The 20246-nt window shown below is 66.8% G+C and carries 23 protein-coding genes; 12 read left to right on the top strand and 11 right to left on the bottom strand.

The window, feature by feature from the left end:
• Nucleotides 1-2: 2 nt before the first annotated feature.
• The 3 genes from GH266_RS21135 to GH266_RS21125 are packed head-to-tail and all read right to left on the bottom strand — an operon-like array spanning nucleotide 3 to nucleotide 3186.
• Nucleotides 3-380 (bottom strand): Na+/H+ antiporter subunit C, encoded by a 378-nt coding sequence (locus GH266_RS21135; RefSeq protein WP_158195596.1) that lies wholly within the window; start codon nucleotides 378-380, stop codon nucleotides 3-5.
• A complete protein-coding gene (locus tag GH266_RS21130) occupies nucleotides 380-799 on the bottom strand; it encodes a Na+/H+ antiporter subunit B (RefSeq protein ID WP_158195595.1) in 420 nt (139 codons plus the stop codon). The genes GH266_RS21135 and GH266_RS21130 overlap by 1 nt, the downstream gene beginning before the upstream one ends.
• The gene (locus GH266_RS21125; RefSeq protein WP_158195594.1) at nucleotides 796-3186 is read right to left on the bottom strand and encodes a putative monovalent cation/H+ antiporter subunit A; all 2391 of its coding nucleotides are present in this window, start codon (nucleotides 3184-3186) and stop codon (nucleotides 796-798) included. Before GH266_RS21125 ends, GH266_RS21130 begins: the two co-directional genes overlap by 4 nt.
• Before the next feature lie 236 nt (nucleotides 3187-3422).
• Here GH266_RS21125 and msrB point away from each other — a divergent pair, with 236 nt between their 5' ends.
• On the top strand, nucleotides 3423-3839 hold the full coding sequence (gene msrB, locus GH266_RS21120; protein ID WP_158195593.1) for a peptide-methionine (R)-S-oxide reductase MsrB: 417 nt from the start codon (nucleotides 3423-3425) through the stop codon (nucleotides 3837-3839).
• 6 nt (nucleotides 3840-3845) lie between these two features.
• On the opposite strand, the gene GH266_RS21115 is transcribed toward msrB, so the two are convergent.
• A complete protein-coding gene (locus GH266_RS21115) occupies nucleotides 3846-4667 on the bottom strand; it encodes an alpha/beta fold hydrolase (RefSeq protein WP_158195592.1) in 822 nt (273 codons plus the stop codon).
• Nucleotides 4668-4732: 65 nt separating this feature from the next.
• On the opposite strand from GH266_RS21115, the gene GH266_RS21110 reads away from it, so the two are divergent.
• Entirely contained in the window at nucleotides 4733-5071 is a 339-nt protein-coding gene (locus GH266_RS21110; RefSeq protein ID WP_158195591.1) for an ArsR/SmtB family transcription factor, read from the top strand.
• A 44-nt stretch (nucleotides 5072-5115) separates the two neighbouring features.
• Here GH266_RS21110 and GH266_RS21105 read toward each other — a convergent pair whose 3' ends face one another.
• Nucleotides 5116-5487 (bottom strand): hypothetical protein, encoded by a 372-nt coding sequence (locus GH266_RS21105; RefSeq protein ID WP_158195590.1) that lies wholly within the window; start codon nucleotides 5485-5487, stop codon nucleotides 5116-5118.
• Nucleotides 5488-5809: 322 nt separating this feature from the next.
• Here GH266_RS21105 and GH266_RS21100 point away from each other — a divergent pair, with 322 nt between their 5' ends.
• Entirely contained in the window at nucleotides 5810-6109 is a 300-nt protein-coding gene (locus GH266_RS21100) for an Rdx family protein (protein WP_158195589.1), read from the top strand.
• Nucleotides 6110-6160: 51 nt separating this feature from the next.
• On the opposite strand, the gene GH266_RS21095 is transcribed toward GH266_RS21100, so the two are convergent.
• Genes GH266_RS21095 through GH266_RS21085 form a run of 3 tightly spaced genes read right to left on the bottom strand, consistent with a single transcriptional unit; the run spans nucleotide 6161 to nucleotide 7382 of the window.
• The gene (locus tag GH266_RS21095) at nucleotides 6161-6544 is read right to left on the bottom strand and encodes a carboxymuconolactone decarboxylase family protein (RefSeq protein WP_158195588.1); all 384 of its coding nucleotides are present in this window, start codon (nucleotides 6542-6544) and stop codon (nucleotides 6161-6163) included.
• A complete protein-coding gene (locus tag GH266_RS21090) occupies nucleotides 6541-6972 on the bottom strand; it encodes a MerR family transcriptional regulator (protein ID WP_158195587.1) in 432 nt (143 codons plus the stop codon). Before GH266_RS21090 ends, GH266_RS21095 begins: the two co-directional genes overlap by 4 nt.
• Complete coding sequence (locus GH266_RS21085; protein ID WP_158195586.1) at nucleotides 6972-7382, bottom strand: nuclear transport factor 2 family protein; 411 nt, start codon at nucleotides 7380-7382, stop codon at nucleotides 6972-6974. Before GH266_RS21085 ends, GH266_RS21090 begins: the two co-directional genes overlap by 1 nt.
• Nucleotides 7383-7711: 329 nt before the next feature.
• Between GH266_RS21085 and uvrB the strand changes: the two genes are divergently transcribed.
• Both uvrB and GH266_RS21075 read left to right on the top strand, forming a co-directional pair.
• Nucleotides 7712-10426: an excinuclease ABC subunit UvrB gene (gene uvrB / locus GH266_RS21080; protein ID WP_425329576.1), complete on the top strand. Its 2715-nt coding sequence runs from the start codon at nucleotides 7712-7714 to the stop codon at nucleotides 10424-10426.
• A gap of 430 nt (nucleotides 10427-10856) precedes the next feature.
• Nucleotides 10857-11105 (top strand): PAAR domain-containing protein, encoded by a 249-nt coding sequence (locus GH266_RS21075; RefSeq protein WP_158195584.1) that lies wholly within the window; start codon nucleotides 10857-10859, stop codon nucleotides 11103-11105.
• A gap of 36 nt (nucleotides 11106-11141) precedes the next feature.
• On the opposite strand, the gene clpS is transcribed toward GH266_RS21075, so the two are convergent.
• Entirely contained in the window at nucleotides 11142-11447 is a 306-nt protein-coding gene (gene clpS / locus GH266_RS21070) for an ATP-dependent Clp protease adapter ClpS (RefSeq protein ID WP_067221889.1), read from the bottom strand.
• Nucleotides 11448-11566: 119 nt separating this feature from the next.
• Between clpS and GH266_RS21065 the strand changes: the two genes are divergently transcribed.
• The 4 genes from GH266_RS21065 to GH266_RS21050 all read left to right on the top strand — a co-directional run bounded on the left by GH266_RS21065 (nucleotide 11567) and on the right by GH266_RS21050 (nucleotide 16073).
• Nucleotides 11567-13714 carry a S9 family peptidase gene (locus GH266_RS21065; protein WP_158195583.1) on the top strand — a complete coding sequence of 716 codons (2148 nt, stop codon included), beginning with the start codon at nucleotides 11567-11569 and terminating at the stop codon, nucleotides 13712-13714.
• 82 nt (nucleotides 13715-13796) lie between these two features.
• Nucleotides 13797-14357 (top strand): DUF3833 family protein, encoded by a 561-nt coding sequence (locus tag GH266_RS21060; protein ID WP_158195582.1) that lies wholly within the window; start codon nucleotides 13797-13799, stop codon nucleotides 14355-14357.
• Nucleotides 14358-14441: 84 nt separating this feature from the next.
• Nucleotides 14442-15203: a Stf0 family sulfotransferase gene (locus GH266_RS21055; RefSeq protein WP_158195581.1), complete on the top strand. Its 762-nt coding sequence runs from the start codon at nucleotides 14442-14444 to the stop codon at nucleotides 15201-15203.
• Nucleotides 15204-15305: 102 nt separating this feature from the next.
• Entirely contained in the window at nucleotides 15306-16073 is a 768-nt protein-coding gene (locus tag GH266_RS21050; RefSeq protein WP_158195580.1) for an alpha/beta hydrolase family protein, read from the top strand.
• A 22-nt stretch (nucleotides 16074-16095) separates the two neighbouring features.
• On the opposite strand, the gene GH266_RS21045 is transcribed toward GH266_RS21050, so the two are convergent.
• Nucleotides 16096-16302: a YgaP family membrane protein gene (locus GH266_RS21045; RefSeq protein WP_425329552.1), complete on the bottom strand. Its 207-nt coding sequence runs from the start codon at nucleotides 16300-16302 to the stop codon at nucleotides 16096-16098.
• A gap of 265 nt (nucleotides 16303-16567) precedes the next feature.
• Here GH266_RS21045 and GH266_RS21040 point away from each other — a divergent pair, with 265 nt between their 5' ends.
• Together GH266_RS21040 and GH266_RS21035 are read left to right on the top strand one after the other, a co-directional pair.
• Nucleotides 16568-17362: an alpha/beta fold hydrolase gene (locus tag GH266_RS21040; RefSeq protein ID WP_199270395.1), complete on the top strand. Its 795-nt coding sequence runs from the start codon at nucleotides 16568-16570 to the stop codon at nucleotides 17360-17362.
• Between the two features lie 205 nt (nucleotides 17363-17567).
• On the top strand, nucleotides 17568-17939 hold the full coding sequence (locus tag GH266_RS21035) for a hypothetical protein (protein WP_158195578.1): 372 nt from the start codon (nucleotides 17568-17570) through the stop codon (nucleotides 17937-17939).
• Nucleotides 17940-18023: 84 nt separating this feature from the next.
• On the opposite strand, the gene GH266_RS21030 is transcribed toward GH266_RS21035, so the two are convergent.
• The gene (locus GH266_RS21030; protein WP_120269078.1) at nucleotides 18024-18623 is read right to left on the bottom strand and encodes a superoxide dismutase; all 600 of its coding nucleotides are present in this window, start codon (nucleotides 18621-18623) and stop codon (nucleotides 18024-18026) included.
• 415 nt (nucleotides 18624-19038) lie between these two features.
• On the opposite strand from GH266_RS21030, the gene GH266_RS21025 reads away from it, so the two are divergent.
• The gene (locus GH266_RS21025) at nucleotides 19039-20238 is read left to right on the top strand and encodes a YbfB/YjiJ family MFS transporter (protein WP_209001500.1); all 1200 of its coding nucleotides are present in this window, start codon (nucleotides 19039-19041) and stop codon (nucleotides 20236-20238) included.
• Nucleotides 20239-20246: the final 8 nt, after the last annotated feature.

Below are 20246 nucleotides of genomic sequence, written 5' to 3'. Positions count from 1 at the left end.
GCTCAGTATCCCTGCGGCGGGGCGGTTTCACCGGTCGGCTCGGCGACACGCATTTCGACCGTGTTATCGGTGCCGAGTTCCTGGTAGGCGCGGAAAGACAGCACCAGCAGGAAGGCGAAGAAGGAGAAGGAAATGACGATCGCCGTCAGGATCAGCGCCTGAGGCAGCGGATTGGCGATCGTCCCCTCCGGTACCTGGAGGGCCTCCGGGATGACCGGCGGCACTTCGCGCAGCAGGCGACCGGAGGTGAAGATCAGAAGGTTCACCGCATTGCCGAGGATGGCGATCCCAAGCAGCACGCGCACCAGCTGGCGCGACATCAGCAAATAAACGGCAACGGTGAAGAACATGCCGATGAGAATGGCAAAGGCGGCTTCCATCAGTCGCTCTCCCGCTCTTCGAGGGCCAGGGCAATCGAGGAGATCGAGCCGACGACCACGAGATAGACGCCGATGTCGAAGAACAGCGGCGTGGACAGCGGCACCTCGACGCCGAGCATGTGGACGTACCACCACTGGCTGGTCATGAAAGGCTGCCCCGTGAACAGCGAGGGCAGGCCCGACAGGCCGGCCAGGAAAAGGCCGGCGGCAGAGATGCTCATCGGGTGGAACGTGATGGCCCGGCGCACCGCGGCGACGCCGCAGGCGATGCCGTAAATGGCGAAGGCCGAGGCGGCGATCAGCCCGCCGATGAAACCACCGCCCGGCTCGTTATGGCCGCGCAGCAGCACGAAAATCGAGAAAAGCACCATCAGCGCCGCCAGATAGGGGGCGATGGTGCGGAAGATGACCGTCCTCACAGGCGTGCCTCCCCGCTCTTCTGCAACGCCTCGTCACCGGCGGCGCGGTCGAGCGCCTCCTCCCTGGCGTGTTTCGGCCGCACCCGGATGAGCGCCAGCACGCACAGGCCGGCGAGCATGACCACGGCGATCTCGCCGAAAGTATCGAAGCCGCGGAAGTCGACGAGGATGACGTTCACGATGTTGCGCCCGTGGGCGATTGTGCGGCTGTAGGCCTCGAAGAAGTCCGACAACGACCGGTCGAAGGACAGCTCGGTGATCCGCATCAGGAGGCCGGCAAGGCCGACGCCGACGCCCAAGGCGATGGTGCCCTGCACGATCCGCGGCAGCATCGGCCGGTGATCGCTCGGGCGCAGGTTCAGGCGCGTCATCACCAGCGCCAGGATCACCACCGACAGGGTCTCGACCATGAACTGGGTGAAGGACAGGTCCGGGGCGCCGAACAGCATGAAGATGACGGCGACCGCAAAGCCCTGGATGCCGAGCGACACGATGGCCGTCAGGCGCGTCTTGGCGACCAGCACCGCAAAGAGCCCGCTGGCGGCGATGGCCAGGATGCCCCATTCGTAGAAGCGGAAGTCCGGCATCGGCACGGCCGAGGGCCAGTTGCCGGTCAGCGTGAGCGGTACCAGGAGCGCCAGCGCGGTGACCAGGAAGGTGAGCGTCATGTAGACGTCCATGCGCCCGCCCTGGATCAGCCGGGTGAAGCTGCCCGAGAAGGACACGAGGCCGGCAATGACCTGGTCGAAGCCCTTGTCCGGGCCCCAGCCGATGGCGGCGAGCGTGCGGGCCATGGCGGCGCGCAACGCATCGAGCTTGAGATAGAGAACGATGCCCAGCGCGACGGTCACCATCGACAGGATGAGCGCCGCGCCGATATAGCCGGGGATGAGATGGACCTCCACCTCGGTCGGCGTGCCGAGTACGGAAGAGACCACCGGCGAGATGAAGTAGACGCCGGTCGCGTGGGCCATCACGGCGGCGGCAAGGCCGGCCAACGACAGCACCACAGGCCCCGCGAAGAGCAGTACCGGCCCTTCATGCGCGTGCTTGGGCGTCTCGACCTTCGGTCCGAGGAACGGCTTCAGCGCCACGGCCGCGGCGATCACCAGCATGAGCGCGTTGCCGATCACCGCAACGGCGGTCACCGCCTGATGCGCGCCGGTCGCACCCCAGGTGCCAGCATACAAGTATTCCTTGGCGATGAAGCCGACGAAGGGCGGCAGGCCCGACATGGACAGCGCGGCAAGGCAGGCGGCGGCAAAGGTGATCGGCATGGCGCCGCGCAGGCCGCCGAGCTTGGTCACGTCGCGGGTGCCGGCCTCGTGATCGATGGTGCCGGCGACCATGAACAGCGCACCCTTGAACAGCGAGTGGGCGAGCAGGTAGAGCACCGCGCCCTCGATCGCCTTGTCCCAGCTGGTACCGGTCAGCATCACCAGCAGGCCGAGCGAGGCGACCGTGGTGTAGGCGAGCATCAGCTTCAGATCGGTCTGGCGCACGGCGAGCAGCGTGCCGACCAGCAGCGTGATGCCGCCGAAGATCGGCAGGATCGTCGTCCACATCGCCGTATCGCCGAGCACCGGATGCATGCGCATCAACAGGTAGACGCCGGCCTTGACCATGGTTGCCGAGTGCAGGAAGGCGGAAACCGGGGTCGGCGCCTCCATGGCATTGGGCAGCCAGAAGTGGAACGGGAACTGCGCCGACTTGGTGAAGGCGCCGCCCAGCACCAGCAGCAGCACCAGCGGATAGAGCGCCTGCTCGCGCAGGACATCGCCGCCGGCGACCAGCGTGGCCATGTCGGTGATGCCGGTGAGCGCGATGATCATCAGGAAGCCGGCCAGCAACAGCAGGCCGCCGCCGCCGGTCACCACCAGCGCCTGCAGCGCAGCACGGCGCGAGGCGGCGCGCAGATGATCGAAGCCGATCAGCAGGAAGGAGGTGATCGAGGTCAGTTCCCAGAAAATGAACAGCGTGATCAGGTCGTTGCCGAGCACCAGGCCGAGCATCGCGCCCATGAACAGGAACAGGAAGGAGAGGAAGCGGCCCTGATGCGGATGGCCCTTCAGATAGCCGCCAGCATAGAGGATGATGAAGGTACCTATCCCTGAGATCAACAGGGCGAACAGTGTCGACAGACCATCGACATAGAAGGAGAAGCTGACGCCATAGGCCGGGACCCAGTCGACGGCGGGCGTGAAACTGGCGCCGCCTGCGACCTCCGGCACGAGACCGGCGAAGAACAGGAAGATCGCCGCCGGCACGACGGCGAGCGGCCAGGCCGCATTGGCTCCCAGCAATCGCGTCGCAAAAGGAGCAATCGCCGCCGCGGCGAAGGGAGCAAGGACGGCGGCGAAGGTCGCCTCAGGGCCTGTGATCGACATGTTCCTCCCCAAAGATATGAAACGGTCCGGACAGCCGGGTGATCCGACGAATCAGCCGATGCTACGGAGTGTTCATGAAGATTTGCCTCACATATAACCAGCACAACAGGCCGGGCAAGCGATTTAGGACCGTGGCCTTACAGTTTTCGAACCGTGCCACCAAGCCTATTGTCGCAGGGGCCATTGGTTCCTATTTCTGCCTGTCGAGGTAGTCACTTCAGCAACGGGGTCCGCACATGTCGAACGCGACAGAGCACAAGAAACTCGAGAAGAGCGATGAGGAGTGGCAGAGTGAATTGACGCCGGAACAGTTCCATGTGCTGCGACGAGCCGGCACGGAGCGTCCGTTCACCGGCCCGTATTGGAACGTTTTTCGTGGCGGACTCTATTCCTGCGCCGGTTGCGGCACGCCGCTGTTCCGCTCCGACACCAAGTTCGATGCCGGCTGCGGCTGGCCGAGCTTCTTCGAGCCGGTGACGCCGGACGCGGTGCGCGAATACGAGGACCGCTCGCATTTCATGGTGCGCACGGAAGTTCGCTGCGGCACCTGCGATGGCCATCTCGGCCACGTCTTTCCCGACGGCCCGCCGCCGACGGGCCTGCGCTATTGCATGAACGGCACGGCGCTGCATCTCGACGAAGACGAGGCCTGACGCGCGTCAGGCGGCCGGCAGCTGTCGCAGCATCGCCGCAACGATGGCTTCCGGACAGTCCTCCTGCACCAGATGGCCGGCCTCGGGTATCACGACCAGAGGCCGGTCGGAGATGCGCCCGGCAAGGTCGCGCCCCTTGTCCAGCGGGATCCAGCCGTCCTCTTCGCCCCACAGCACCGTGACGGGGCAGTCGAGCGGACGATAGAGGCTCTCCACCTCGTCGGTGTAGCGCTGGTCCATCTGGGCGATCTGCCGGTAGAAGGCCGGCTGGCCCTGGTCGCCCGTCCAGGGTTCTGCATAGATGCGCAGCGCCTCCTCATCGAGCCCCCGGTGGGCCGAGGTCTGCAGATAGGCGGTTACGAGCGCGTCGTGCATGTAGGCCGGCATGCCGGCAAAGGCAGCTTCATGCTGGCGCACATGGCGGACGAAGGGCGAGCCCCAGGGGGCCAGCGCCACCGCATCGAAGATGGTCAGCGAGGCGTAGGAAAGTCCGTCGAGGAAGTGACCGCGCAGGGCCGTCGCGCCGCCGAAGTCATGGGCCAGCACATGCGGCCGCTCCAGCCCCCATTCCTGCAGAAGCGCGGCGAGAACCCGGTTCTGCACGCCGAGCGAGACATCCTGTCCCTCGCGCATCTCCGAGCGGCCATAGCCGGCAAGGTCGAACCAGTACACCGTCCAGTGCGGCGCCAGATGCGGCACGATGCGCCGCCAGACCTGAGACGAGAACGGCGTGCCGTGGATGGCGACGAGCGGCGGCCCCTCGCCCGCACGTCCCCAGCGGATCGCGGAGCCATCGACGATCGTGGCGTTCGGCAGATCGAGACGCATCAACCGGCCCTCCCTGGCCAAGCCATCATATTTACATTTAGCGAAATGACTATATGATCAGGTGCATGAATGATGCAACCCCAGCCCCGGCCGATACCCTGCGAGAGGCACAGTTGCGGGCGATTTCCAGCGACGTGCGCATGACGATCCTGCGCCTGTTGCGGGATCCGGCGGCGCATTTTTCCGGGCAGGTTTCGGCGGATCCGGTCGCCTTCGGCGTCTGCATGACACTGATCGCGGAGGCTCTGGGGATCGCCCAGCCGACCGCAAGCCGGCATCTCGACCTGTTGCGGCAGGCGGGGTTTCTCACCGTCCGGCGGCAGGGAAAATGGTCCTATTGCCGCCGCGACGAGGCGGCGATCCGCGACTTCCTCGCCTGGCTCGGGCGAGACCTCGGCGCGTGAGGCGCGCGCCCGAACCGGGACATAGGCGGGCTCGCGCTCCAGCCCTACTGGGTTTGCGTTCCGCTGATCGAGGGACGGGAAGGGCGCGGGCGCGTTCTCCCCTTCGCGCAAGCGACCGCACTCACGACGCAGACATATTCACGGCCGTTGGACTTGCAGCCATTGGAGTTCTTGTTGATCGCGTAGCCGAAATCGTTGAACCGGATGCCATAGCGACGGCGGGCCTCCCGCTCCCAGGCGTTGATGGCGCCATTCTGCGCCCGTAGCTTGTCGCGGCGGGACGGCCCTCTGGCGGCGTGGCTCCGGGCCACGCATTCCAGACGGGCGGACGCCTCGGTCGAGACAGGGGCAAAGACGACAGGCGCGACAGTCAGCATGGCAAGCGAGAGAGCCGCGGTAAGCACGAGGTTCTTCATGGCGAAAGCTCCAGTGGAGGGACAACGCCTTTCCTTTCGCCGATGCCCTCCCTCGCCGCGTCACCCAAATGAGGTAGCGCGGCGCAGGTTGCCTGCCCCGCATCCTCGCCATCAACAGCGCCGCCTGTCCCGGATCGCCTTTCCCGAGCGCGGGAAGCGCCAGATGGCAAGGCATCCCGACTTGTCTCGCTGCAAGGCTTGCCCCGGCGCCGCTCGGCGCGATAATGGCGTCAGCCAGAGCCGCGGCCGCAGGGACCGCCGCACGAGCCGGCGGAGCCTATCCCGCCGCCCCTCCCCCGTCCCTGATTTCTGCCGGAAACCGATGACCGAAATGCAAAAGCCCGCCCTGACGATCACCTATTGCCGCCAGTGCAACTGGATGCTGCGCGCCGCATGGATGGCACAGGAGCTGCTCTCGACCTTTTCAGAGGAGATCGGCTCCGTGACGCTGGTGCCCGGCACCGGCGGGACCTTCACCATCACCTGCGACGGCACGACCATATGGGACCGCAAGGCGGACGGCGGCTTTCCCGAGGCGAAGGTCCTGAAGGCGCGGGTGCGCGACCTCGTCTGGCCGGACATGAGCCTCGGCCACAATGACGGACACAAGGGAGACGGGTGAGCGGGAGACGCTCACCCGAACGAGCCACACGTCAGGATGTCGCCGGGCGGTCTATCCGTCGCGGTCCGCCGCCTGAAAGACCTCCCGTGCTGAATTGAGGCCGTTGATGGCGGCGGGCAGTCCGCCGTAGACGGCCATCTGCCAGATCGCCTCGATGATCTCCGTACGGCTGGCGCCGGCGGCGAGCGTGTGCTCGATGTTGATCTTGAGTTGCGGGCCTGTCTGGCCGCCCAGAACCGTCAACGCAGCGACCGTGCAAAGCTGGCGCGTCTTCAGATCGAGCCCTCCGCGCGCATAGTGGCGGCCATAGGCCCATTCGATCAGGCTTTCTGCGAAACCCGGGAGCAGATCGTCGTAGCGCTCGGCGAGCACGGCTTCGAGGTCCGGGTTCAGCCGTGCGGCGAGGTCCCGCCCTCTCTCCAAAGCGGCGCTCATGATGCCCTCCCCCGATGGGATGCCTTGGACGACAGCGCCTCGCCGAGCGGAGCGACCGGGTCGTCGATCTCTCCGCTCTCGATCCGGCGATAGAGATCAACCTTGTCGTCGAGCAGCTTCAACGTTTCGCCCAGGCGCTCCAGATCGGCCGCGACCTTTTCGCGATGCTGCTCCAGCATCTCGCGGCGTTCGCGCACCGAGGCAACGCCGGGGTGGGTGCGCAGGTCCGCATAGCGCAGGCGGTCGCGCATGCCGAGCCCGGTCGCCTTCAGCCGGTCGAGGAAATCGAGCCAGCCGAGGATCGCCGTGTCATAGACCCGCCGCCCGCCGGAATCGCGCAGCGGCGCGGGAATGAGCCCGATCTTCTCGTAGTAGCGCAGGGTATCGACGCTCAGGCCGGTCCGCTGCGACAGGTCGCCTATCATCATCACGCAGCCTCCGCCGTCGACACCCCGAAGGCCGCTTCCAGCCGGGCCGTGTCCTCGAAAAACAGATAATGCTCGATCTTCCCGTCGCACAGCTTCGCTCGCAAGGCCCAAGTGGACACGAACAAGCGCCCGGTGTGGCGGACACGGTGCCGGAAGTGCCCCGATGCGAAGCCGAGCTTTGGGCTTTCCAGAAAATCCTCGACCTCGAAGGCCTCCGTTTCGAAGGCCGCTCGCAGTTCTCCAAGGAAGGCCCGCATCCCCTCCTGTCCGTGATAGGTGCCGTAGATCGGCAGGCGCGGATCGGATGTCGCGCGAACCCCGACGATGGTCGCGTCTGCTGCGATGAACGGCAGAACCTTCTCCACATCGCCGCTCGTCAGGGCCGAGAAAAACGCTTCAATAACGCTCATGGAGCTGTCTCCTGTTGGAACCAGCCTCGGACCCTGGGAGCTGGAGCGCGCTCCAGGTCAAGAGGAAAATCTCAATCCAGCCCCTCCTGACACCGTTATGTCAGCATGATGCGGGTTTTCGCCGGACAAAGCCGGAACACGGGGTTTCCGAAACGCGGCTTTGGGACCATATTGCCGCCATGGCCAAGCGACCCTCTTCCTCCTCCCCTTCTTCCGCGTCTTCCACCGGCAAACCGGACAAGGCGCGTGCCGACGACGGAACTGCCCGTGACGATGCCGCGCCGCAAGGTTTCGGCGAGGCGCCGCAGGCTGCCTTCGAGGGCGCGCCGCTGACCGGTCCGGTTTCCGATTGGGCGCGGCAGCTTACCGAGGACGAGCCGGCACCGGCGGAGAAGGGCAAGGAGCGCCCCGCCGCGAAGCAGGCCAAGCCGGCGCGCTCGGCGCGCGGCACCTCCATGGGCGCGACCAGCAATCCGCGCGAGCGCGCGGCCGGCGGGCTCAATCCCGTCGCCGGGCTGGACATGAGCCTGGAAGAGGCCGAGGCGCTGCTGGCCAAGCAGGTGGCGGAGACGAAGAAGGCGCGCAAAGGCAAGAAGCCGGCGCCGGAAATGTCGGACGGCACCACGGGGCACACCGCGACGGTGCAGGCGCTCACCGACCTGATCACCTCAGGCAATCCGTTGCACAAGAACGGCGTCGCCTGGGTGCCGCACCGCCCGGAGCGGCCGGCGAAGTCCGAAGGCGGCATCCCGATCAAGCTCGTTTCCGAATACGAGCCGCGCGGCGACCAGCCCACCGCCATCGCCGATCTGGTCGAGGGTCTGGAGAACCAGGACAAGACGCAGGTGCTGCTCGGCGTCACCGGCTCGGGCAAGACCTACACGATGGCGCAAGTCATCTCCCGCACCCAACGCCCGGCGCTGATCCTGGCGCCGAACAAGACGCTGGCCGCGCAGCTCTACGGCGAGTTCAAGTCGTTCTTCCCGGACAATGCGGTCGAATATTTCGTCTCCTATTACGACTATTACCAGCCGGAAGCCTACGTCCCGCGCACCGACACCTATATCGAGAAGGAAAGCTCGGTGAACGAGCAGATCGACCGGATGCGCCACTCGGCCACCCGGGCGCTGCTGGAGCGCGACGACGTGATCATCGTCGCCTCGGTGTCCTGCATCTACGGTATCGGCTCGGTCGAGACCTATACGGCGATGACCTTCGCCATCGAGGTGGGCGAGCGCATGGATCAGCGCCAGTTGCTCGCCGATCTGGTGGCGCTGCAATACAAGCGCAACGATGCGGCGTTCCAGCGCGGCACCTTCCGGGTGCGCGGCGATACGGTCGAGATCTTCCCTGCCCACTACGAGGACAGGGCCTGGCGCATCTCGATGTTCGGCGACGAGATCGAGGCGATCACCGAGTTCGACCCGCTGACCGGGCAGAAGTCGGCGGAGATGAAAAGCGTCAAGATCTACGCCAACTCGCACTACGTGACGCCGAAGCCGACGCTGGCCCAGGCGGTCAAGTCGATCAAGTCGGAGCTGGTGCAGCGACTGGAAGAGCTGAACGCCCACGGCCGGCTGCTGGAAGCGCAGCGGCTGGAGCAGCGCACGCTGTTCGACCTGGAGATGCTGGAGGCGACCGGCTCCTGCGCCGGCATCGAGAACTATTCGCGCTACCTGACGGGCCGCAATCCCGGCGAGCCGCCGCCGACCCTGTTCGAATACCTGCCGGACAATGCGCTGGTCTTCGCAGACGAGAGCCATGTCACCATTCCGCAGATCGGCGCCATGTATCGCGGCGACTTCCGCCGCAAGGCGACGCTGGCGGAATACGGCTTCCGCCTGCCCTCCTGCATGGACAACCGGCCGCTGCGCTTCGAGGAATGGGACGCGATGCGGCCGCAGACGGTGTGCGTGTCGGCGACGCCCAGTTCCTGGGAGATGGAGGAGGCCGGCGGCGTCTTCGCCGAACAGGTCATTCGCCCGACCGGTCTCGTCGATCCGCAGATCGACATCCGCCCCGCCTCCTCGCAGGTCGACGACCTGCTGGGCGAAGTGCGCGCGGTCGCGGCCAAGGGCTACCGCACGCTCGTCACCGTGCTGACCAAGCGCATGGCCGAGGACCTGACCGAATACCTGCACGAGAACGGCGTGCGCGTGCGCTACATGCATTCCGACATCGACACGCTGGAGCGCATCGAGATCATCCGCGACCTGCGGCTCGGCGCCTTCGACGTGCTGGTCGGCATCAACCTGCTGCGCGAAGGTCTCGACATTCCCGAATGCGGGCTGGTCGCCATTCTCGACGCCGACAAGGAGGGCTTCCTGCGCTCCGAGACCTCGCTGGTCCAGACCATCGGCCGCGCGGCGCGAAACGTCGACGGGCGGGTGGTGCTCTATGCCGACCGGATGACCGGCTCGATGGAGCGGGCGATCGCGGAGACCAACCGTCGCCGCGAGAAGCAGGAGGCGTACAACGCCGAGCACGGCATCACGCCGGAGACCGTGCGCCGGTCCATCGGCGACATCCTGCAGTCGGTCTACGAGCAGGACCACGTCACGGTCGATGCCGGTTTCGCCGAGAGCGGCAACCTGGTCGGCCACAATCTCAAGGCGCATATCGAGGACCTCGAGAAGAAGATGCGCGAGGCGGCCGCGGACCTGGAGTTCGAGACGGCCGCGCGGCTGCGCGACGAGATCAAGCGGCTGCAGGAGACGGAACTGGCGCTGGCCGACGATCCGCTGGCCCGCCAGTCGGCGGTGGAGGATCGCAGCGGCGGTTTCCGGGGCGAGAAGAAATACGGCGCCAGCGCCAACTTGCCCAACGCCTCGAAAGTGCGGAAGAATACGCTCGACGAGATGACCGTCGGACGCACCGAGGTGCCGCTGTCAAAGGGCGCGCTGCCGAAGAGGCCCGGCAGTTCTCCGGAAGAAGACGTCAAGCCGGTCGTGCGCGGCAAGATCGGCGCGGGGTCCTATGAGGATCCTGCGGAAGAGCGCCAGCGCCGCGGCCGCCCGAAGAAGAGCGGTCGCCCGGGGCGGTGAGGCAGCAGCGACGGCCTTCTGATCGTGTTGGAGATTGATGTGCGGGCGTTGCCGGCACTGATATCTGGATGCCGGATCTGGCCATGCGGCTACGCCGCAGGCCGTCCGGCATGACGGCCTCAGAAGTATGATACGAGATCGCGACATTCCTGCGCGGCTGCCTGTCAGAATATAGACATAGGCTGTCATTTGCCTCGCCCGACACAACAACCATAGCGAGTTGAAAGTTGTATCGACAGAGCACCCTGCGGTCCATATCCGCTCCGTCATGCCGGACCGCGTGGCGCGAAGGCGCCATCGCGTGATCCGGCATCCAGCAAATCAGTCGCGCCAAAGGCGTGACCCAAATCTACAGAGCCTCGCCACCGGCGTCTGGATCACGTTCGTCCTCACGCTACTACTCCCAGCGCTGCCCGCGGCGGCGCAGGACATGCCGGCCTGCGCGGTGACGGGCGCCTCGTCGGTGACGATCAACGGTCGTCCGGCACTGCGCCTGTCGGATGTGGCGGCGTGCCCGCCCGGCCTGTTCGAGCCGGTCCCGGGCGTCTTCGTGGAAGGCGAGCCGGCCGTGCGGTTCGTCGCGCCGGCGGAAGGGTGCGTTGCCGCGGGCTCGTCCGATGTGACGGTCGGCGGTGCGGGCGCGATGCGCGCCGGAGACGTCGTCTGCCCGCCGCAGTGATCCCGCAAACAGACGGGCCCTGTGCCCGCTGACCGGTCAGGTCTCCGGCTCGGTCTCGAAACGCAGCGGAAAGCCGTTGGCGCGCCCCGCCTCGGTTGCACGGGTCGCCTTGGTCTCGGCGACATCGCGCGGAAAGACGGCAACGACGCATACGCCCTGCTGATGGGCGGTGATCATCACCCGCACCGCTTCGTCCTCGCTCATGCGGAACTCGGAGGCGAGCACCGCCACGACGAATTCGCGCGGCGTGAAGTCGTCGTTGAGAAGCAGCACCTTGTACAGGCGCGGGCGCTCCGTCCGGGTCTTCGCGGACGGCTGCAGCGTTGTGGATCGGTCGCTCATGGCCGCGCTTTTATCACACGGCGCCGCGCTTGTGCACCGGTTGCAACGAATGACGCCCTGCCCTTCCGCGACACGCCGCCGCCCTTGCCAAGGCCCATGAAAGCGCCTACCTCCGCTCCATGTTGAAGACACCCAATAGCCCCCTTTCCGATGCTGCGGCTGCGCCGGCGCCGCGGGCGGACCAGCGCCCCCTCACCCTGACGGCCCACGGCATCGTCCGGGAGGATCCCTACCACTGGCTCCGTGCGGAGAACTGGCAGGAGGTGATGCGCGCGCCCGACACGCTCGACCCCGCCATCCGCGCCTATCTGGAGGCGGAGAACGCCCATCTGGAAGCCGGCATGGCCGACACGAAGGGCCTGCAGGAGACGCTGTTCGCCGAGATGAAGGGGCGGATCAAGGAAGACGACAGCAGCGTGCCGATGGCCGACGGGCCCTATGCCTACGGCTTCGCCTATGTGGCCGGCGGGCAGCATCCGCGCCTCGTGCGCATGGCGCGCGAGGTGGCCGAGCGCGGCGGCGAGGCCGAGGAGATCCTGATCGACGGCGACAAGGAGGCGGCGGGCAAGGCCTATTTCCGCCTCGGCGGCGCATCGCACTCGCCCGACCATTCGCGTCTTGCCTGGGCCTTCGACGACAAGGGCTCGGAGTTCTACACCCTCCTGGTGCGGGACCTCGCCAGCGGGCGCGATCTCGACCAGCGGATCGAGGACACGGGCGGCGGTGGCGAGTGGTCCGCCTGCGGCCGCTATCTCTTCTATGTGCGGCTCGACGCCAACCACCGGCCGTCGAAGCTGTTCCGGCATGAGGTCGGCACAGATCCGGCCGGCGACGTGCTGGTCTATGAGGAGGCCGATCCGGGCTTCTTCATGGGCATCGGCAAGACCCAGTCCGGCCGCTTCCTGACGATCGACATCCACGACCACGAGACGTCCGAGGTCCGCCTGATCCCGGCCGACGCGCCGCTGGAAGCGCCGCTCACGGTGGCCCCGCGCGCGACCGGCACCGAGTATTCGGTGGAGGACGACGGCGGCGACACGCTGCTGCTGCTGACCAATCACGGCGGCGCCGAGGACTTCCGCGTCATGAGCCTCCCGCTCGCCGAGTTGCGTGCGGGCGCCGGTCCGGACGCCTGGCGGGACGTGGTGCCGCATCGCGAGGGCCGGCTGATCCTCTCCTTCACCTGCTATGCCAAGCACATGGTGCGGCTGGAGCGGGAAGACGGGCTGCCGCGCATCGTCGTTCGCCGCATCGCCGACGGGCTGGAGCATGCCATCGCCTTCGACGAGGAAGCCTATTCGCTCGGCCTTTCCGAGGGCTACGAGTTCAACACCAACCGGATCCGCTTCTCCTACTCGTCGATGACGACGCCAGCGCAGGTGTTCGACTACGACATGGAGACGCGCGAGCGCACCTTGCGCAAGACGCAGGAGGTTCCGTCCGGCCACGATCCGCAGGCCTATGTGACGCGGCGCCTGCAGGTGCCGGCCGGCGACGGCGAGACGGTGCCGGTGTCGCTGCTCTACCGCAAGGACACGCCGCTGGATGGCAGCGCGCCCTGCCTGCTCTACGGCTACGGCTCCTACGGCATCACCATTCCGGCGAGCTTCAACACCAACTGCCTGTCGCTCGTCGACCGCGGCTTCGTCTACGCCATCGCGCATATCCGCGGCGGCAAGGACAAGGGGTTCCGCTGGTACCGGGACGGCCGCCGGCAGGCGAAGATGAACACGTTCACCGACTTCATCGCCGCCGCCCGCCATCTGGCCGACGAAGGCTTCACCTCGTCCGACCGCATCATCGCGCAGGGCGGCTCGGCCGGCGGCATGCTGATGGGCGCGGTGGCCAACATGGCGCCGGAGGCCTTCGGCGGCATCATCGCCGAGGTGCCCTTCGTCGACGTGCTCAACACCATGCTGGACGACACGCTGCCGCTGACCCCGCCCGAGTGGCCGGAATGGGGCAATCCGGTCGCCTCGCAGGACGACTACCGGACGATTGCCGCCTACTCGCCCTACGACAACATCGCCGCACAGGCCTATCCGCCGATCCTGGCGGTCGGCGGGCTGACCGATCCGCGCGTCACCTATTGGGAGCCGGCCAAGTGGGTCGCGCGCCTGCGCGAGCGGCGCAGCAACGAGGCGGCGCTCTTCCTCAAGACCAACATGGAAGCCGGCCATGGCGGCGCGTCCGGGCGCTTCGACCGGCTGAAGGAAGTGGCGCTCGTCTATGCCTTCGCTCTGAAGGTGGCCGGTGCTACGGGCTGATCGGCAATCCGGCGCGGGCATGACGCCGTAAACGCTAGCAAGGGCGGCACTGCGCCGCCCACAGCTGGTTACGGAGGGTTCCATGCCCGCGCTGATCTTCTGCCGCGAGGCGGCTCGCGCCAACATTTCCGCCCTGGCGGCGGTCCTTGCCCTTGTCCTCCTGCTCCCGGTGTTCGCCGCCGGCTCTGCCCATGCGGACGGCAAACCGCTGGTCCTGGAGGACTATTTCCGCGGCCGCACCGTCGGCGAAGGCGTGTTCGAGAGCCGGATTGCCGGCATCCGCCGCCCCTTCACCGTCGTCACCCAGGGCAGCTGGAACCCGAAGACCTTCACGCTCAGGCTTCGGGAAGATTTCCGCTTTGCCGACGGCGAGCGCGACACCAAGGTCTGGTTCTTCCAGAAGGTGGCGGAGAACCGCTATATCGGCACGCGGTCCGACGTGCTCAATCCGGTGACCATCACCACCGGCGGGCCGAGCATCCGCTTCGACTATGCGGCGGAACTGGCCACGGGCGATGGCCCGGTGGCCGTGCGCTTCTTCGACACGCTCACACGGGTCGACGCACGCACCGTGCGCAACACCGCCGACGTGCGCAAATACGGCATCACCGTCGGCACCGTCGACCTCACCTTCCGCAGATAACGGGTTCCCCAGCAAGACGCGTCACATTGCAGTCACGAAAGGCGGCAAGGGTTCTCCTCCCGCATCCGACCCGCCTTTCGCCCAATGCCGCCTTTCCAGTCCTATGTGATTTGCACCTCCCCACGCAGCGGCAGCACGCTGCTGTGCCGGCTTCTGGCCGCGACCGGCGTCGCCGGCAGGCCGGCATCCCTGTTCCATGAGCCGTCGCTGGACGATTGGCGCGAGCGCTTCGGACTTGCGAGCGACGCGGAGCGTGATGAACGACAGGCCCTTGCCCAGATCTTCGCCTCTGCTCTCGAGCGTGGGCGCGGCGGAACCGGCATCTTCGGTCTGCGCCTGCAGCGGCACAGCTTCGGCTTTTTCCGCGAAAAGCTCGCGATCCTCCGCCCGGATCGACACGGCGATCTTGCGCGCCTCGAAGCCGCCTTCGGTTCCACGCTGTTCATCCACCTCACCCGCCTGGACAAGGCAGCCCAGGCTGTCTCCTACGTGAAGGCGCAGCAGAGCGGGCTGTGGCACAGGGCCTCGGACGGCACGGAGCTGGAGCGGCTGTCGCCGCCGCGCGAACCCGTCTACGACGCCGCGCTGCTGCGCAGCACCCATGACACGATGACGACCGCAGATCGAGAGTGGGAGGCCTGGTTCGCAGAACAGGGCATCGCGCCGATGCACCTCACCTACGAGACGCTGTCGGCCGACCCATCGGCAGCCCTGCGCCGGGTGCTGGAAGCGCTCGGCCTCGACCCGGCGCCGGCCGCGAATGCCGTACCGGACGTCGCCCGGCTGGCCGATGCGACAAGCCGGGACTGGACGGAGCGCCTACGTTCAGAACTCGGGCTCGCGTGAGGGCACGATGTCAGCCGTCGGTACAGCCTTGCTAAACCTGCGATAGCAGATCGAACGTTTCCCTCGGAAGTCGGATGCTTCAAAGATCAGGCAGGAGTCGTCATGTCGCTGAACATAGTCCGCCGCCTCATTCCCGAGTGGGGCACGACCTATGGCCCGCCGGGCGATGGGCCGTTTCCCGCCGTCATGATCCTGCATGGATCGGAAGGCGCCGGGTCGGGCTGGAGCCATCGTAATGCGGTCCTGCTCGCCGCCCATGGTTTCTTGGCCTTTCCCTTCCCCTATTCGAAAGGCGGCAACGCGTGGAACGCCGGCAGCATCGTCGACGTGCCGCTGGACCGAACCGCCGAGGCCTTGGCGGCGCTTCGGGGATTTGCCCCATCGGGCGGTAAGATCGGCATCTACGGCGTGTCACGCGGAGCAGAACATGCCTTGCTGCTTGCATCTCTGATGCTGCGGGACGGCGTTGCCGGCGTGCCGGACGCCATCGCCGTGCACAGCGCCCCGGATGTCATCTGCGGTGCCTTCGATGCCCGCCGCTGGCGGGATGCGGGTGATCCAGGCTGGCAGGTCTGGGACCCTGGCGAGCGCGCATGGTCCTGGCGCGGGTCGAGCGACGACCTTCTACCCACCACGCCTATCGAGGTCGAGCGCTACGACGGACCGCTGTTTCTCAGCCATGGCACGGCGGACAAGGTCTGGTCGGTCGAAACGACCAGACGGCTCGCTGAGCGGCTGCGGCGCCACGGCCGCACGCCCGAGGTTCATTATTATCAAGACGAAGACCACCTGCCGCGAAGCGAGGCAGAAAACCGGCACAATGAGAAGCTGATCGCGTTCCTGGACTGCAACCTGACCTCTTTCGACTGACCGCCCCCCCGGTATGTCCTTCCTACTTGCTGCAGGTGTTGACGCCGAGCAGCGTGTAGGCCGGGCACCATTTCAGGAAGGCGGTCAGCAGCGGCACGACGCCGATCCAGCCGACCCATTTCCAGGTGATGTCCGCCGGACCGGAAAGGGCGAAGGCGATCAGCGCCAGCCCTACGACGATACGGGCGATCCGGTCGGCACTGCCGACATTGGTGGTGATCATCGACATGGCTGTCACTCCTTGTAGGCGGCGCGGGTACGATGGTCGCCCCGCATGCCCGCCGCGTGTCCGCCAGAACCCTTGGCAGGTTTGCTGGCCGTTTAATTTCTAGTATTCGAATTTAATTGAAAGATGGTGGCAGCCGCAAGCGGCATCGGCTGCGACGACTTGGCACGAGCCGGCAAGAGCCGGTCCGGGACGCGTGGACACAGGTTCGGCCCTCGGCTATGTGCAAGGCTCCCGCCTCGGGCCCCTACTCACAACGATGCCTGCCATGCCTCACCAAGTTCCCGCCCACGACATGCGGATCGAGACCGGCCGCGGCGCGCTCTTCGCGCGGATGTGGTGGGAGGAGCCCCTTCTCCAGAATACTCCTTCGCCGATTGTGCTGTTCCACGACTCGCTCGGCGCCGTCGAGCTTTGGCGCAGCTTCCCGCAGGCGCTTGCCGGCGAGACCGGCCGGCCGGTGATCGCCTATGACCGGCTCGGCTTCGGGCGTTCGGACGCCTTTCCAGGCGCATTGCCTGCCGACTTCATCGAGGCGGAGGGGCGCGATACGCTCCCGCTCCTGCGCGAGGCTTTCGGCTTTACGCGGTTCATCGCCTGCGGCCATAGTGTCGGCGGCGGGATGGCCGTGGAAACCGCAAGCCGGCATCGCGAGAGCTGCCTTGCGGTGATCACGATGGGCGCGCAGGCGTTCATCGAGGAGCGGACGCTGGAGGGTATCCGCGTCGCCAGGGCAGCGTTCCAGCAGCCGGAGGAACTGGCCCGGCTCGCCCGCTATCACGGCGACAAGGCGCGCTGGGTGGTGGATGCCTGGACCGAAACCTGGCTGTCGTCCGAGTTTGCCGGTTGGACGCTGGACAGGGCGCTGGCAGAGGTCGCCTGCCCGCTGCTCGCGATCCATGGGGATGCGGACGAATTCGGCTCCGCAGCCCATCCCGGCTGCATCGCCGAGGGGCGCGGACGCGCCGTGCTGCTGCCCGCCGTCGGCCACAACCCGCACCGGGAGGCGGAAGCACAGACCGTCGCGCTGATCGCCGAGTTTCTGGCCGGGCTTGCCGACTGAACCTTATAGCCGACGATCCGATCCGGTCGCCGGCACGTAACCCGCCTTAAACGAAAGCTCGATAGAGAACGAAGCACGAGGCCGTTGCCACGGCCGCGCCACCATGATTCCGCCCCACTCCTTCCGCCAGATGGCGGGCAAACGGGGGCTCCGCAAGGCCACGCGCCGACTGCCGGAAAACCACCAGAACCAGTCGAGGAGACTCATGCCCGCTTCCAGCTTCTCCCTCCGCAAGTCCGGATCCATGGCCGGCCGCGCTGCCGCGCTGGCGCTGGCCGCGGCGCTCGCCCTGTCCCAGACCGTGCCCGCGCAGGCCAGCTTCATCGGCGACCTGCTTTTCGCCCCCACCTATGACGAGGACTACGTGCCGAGCACCTACGGCTCGCGCGCCGACTGCCGCAATCCGGCTGCCGGTCCGTGGCGCGGCATCGTCGGCGGCCGCAAGAGCGTCGACCTGCGCACGATCCAGTTCTCGCGCGAAGGCTGTTTCCAGACCGAGGCCGAGTGCCGGGCGTTCCTGAACCACATTTCCGGCTATCTCACGCTGGTCTTCACCGCCCAGTGCAGCAGGCGCTGAACCGGGCGTCAGCCGGGTTAGGCGACACAAAAAAGGCGGGTCCACAGGGACCCGCCTTTTTCATTTGAGCCGGAGCTTCAAGCCTTACGAGGCAGCCTGGAACAGCTCGTCGACATAGTCCCAGTTGACCAGGTTGTCGACGAAGGCCTCCAGGTACTTCGGGCGCGCGTTGCGGTAGTCGATGTAATAGGAATGCTCCCACACGTCGACGCCGAGCAGCGGCACCGCGCCGTGCACCAGCGGGTTCTCGCCGTTCGGGGTCTTCGTGACGGCCAGCTTGCCGTCCTTCAGCACCAGCCACGCCCAGCCGGAGCCGAACTGGGTGGTGCCGGCGGCGATGAAGTCCGCGCGGAACTTGTCGAAGCCACCGAGATCGGAATCGATGCGCGAGGCCAGGCCGCCCGGCAGCTTGTTGCCGCCGCCATTCGGCTTCATCCACTTCCAGAAATGGATGTGGTTGTAGTGCTGGCCGGCATTGTTGAAGAGACCGGCATTCTTGCCGAAGCTCTCCTTGACCACGTCCTCCAGCGACTTGCCCTCGAGGCCGGAATCCTTCAGCAGATTGTTGCCGTTGGTCACATAGGCCATGTGGTGCTTGTCGTGGTGATACTCGAGCGTCTCGGCCGACATGTACGGGCCAAGCGCGTCGTAGGCATAGGGCAGGTCCGGGAGTTCAAAAGCCATGGAAACCTCCTCAGGGCGGGGGCGAAAGAACGATGCCGACCAGACGGCCGACAGTCGCAGGCGGAAGCCGGGGCGCCGTTGCCGCGGCGGCCTGCGCGGGTTGTAAGACATTCGGTCCGACAGCCGGATGACGGCCGGACCGGGGTTGCCGGCAGCCTCCGCAAATCGCGATGGCTGCCTGTCACACAAGGCAAAATAGGCACCCCACCTTCAATCGGCAACGGGCATATGTGCCTTTTTCCCAAAGCCCTGACGCCGTCCGACTTCTCCATCGTCAGTTGCCGCAGGGCACTCCTGGTTACCGCGCACTCACCGCTTTCTCGCCCTGCAAACAGATTTCCCCTCCCGGCGAGACGCCCCTCGCGTTAGGCTCGGCTCCCGCCTTCCCGCCAAGCTCTGCAAGGCCCTTCCCCGCATGATCGCCCAGCCTCGCCCCGCCGCTCCCTCGCCCGTGCTGCTCGCCTTCGGCGGGTTCTGCGCACTGGCCGCCGCAATGGGCATCGGTCGCTTCGCCCTGACGCCGGTGCTGCCCTTCATGAGCGAAGCCATTCCGCTGTCGGCCTCCCAAGCCGGCCTGATCGCCTCCGCCAACTATCTCGGCTATCTGGTCGGCGCGCTGGCCGTAATGGCGGTCGGCAAGGACAGGATCGGCACGGGCTTCCTGCTCAGCCTGGCCGGCAGCGCGACGACCTCTGCGCTGATGGCGATCGACGGCGGCCTGGTCTGGCTGGCTCTGGTGCGGTTTCTCGGCGGCATCGCCAGTGCGGGCGTGCTGGTGTTCTGCTCGACACTGGTGCTGGACCGGCTGGCGGCAGCCGGGCGCGGCGAGCTCGCCCAGTTCTTCTTCTCCGGCGTCGGCATCGGCATCGCCCTGTCGGCGGCGACGGTCGGATGGCTGGCCAGTGAAGGTGCCGGCTGGCAGGGACTGTGGGCCGCCTGCGGCCTCGTTTCGGCGGTGCTGTGCGTGGGCGCCGCACTCTTCGTGGTCGCGCGGGCGCCGCGTACCGCCGCGCCGACCACCGAGAGCACGGTGCCTGCGCGCGCCCGCATATCGCCGGCGCTCGTGCGCCTTGCCATCGCCTATGCCCTGTTCGGCATCGGCTATGTGGTGACTGCCACCTTCCTCACCTCGATCCTGCGCCAGTCGGAAACGCTGGCTCCGTTCGAGGCCCCTGCCTGGGCGGCAGTTGGACTGGCGGCCGCCGGCTCAGTCTGGGTCTGGGGCCGGGTTTCAGCCTGGCTGGGCGGCGCCTGGGCCTTTTCGCTCGCCTGCCTCGCAGAGGCCGTCGGCGTTGCCGCCAGCGTGACGTTCTCCGGCCTTGCCGGCATGACGCTGGCCGCCGTCCTGCTGGGCGGCACCTTCATGGGGATCACATCGCTGGGGCTGATCGAAGGACGGCGCCTTGCCGGCGGCGATCCGCGCAAGGTGATGGCGCTGATGACCGCCTGCTTCGGCACCGGCCAGATGGTCGGCCCAACGCTTGCCGGCCTGATCGCCGATGCCACGGGCAGCTTCTATTGGCCGTCGATGGCGGCAGCCAGTCTGCTGGTGCTGGCCGCGCTGATGGTCGGTCCGCTGTCTGGTCCGCGTCCCGCCCGTGCCTCTGCGAAATGAAAGCGGCG

Source organism: Stappia indica (genome assembly GCF_009789575.1).
Taxonomy (GTDB): Bacteria; Pseudomonadota; Alphaproteobacteria; order Rhizobiales; family Stappiaceae; genus Stappia; species Stappia indica_A.
This window is presented reverse-complemented; position numbering and strand designations above follow the sequence as displayed.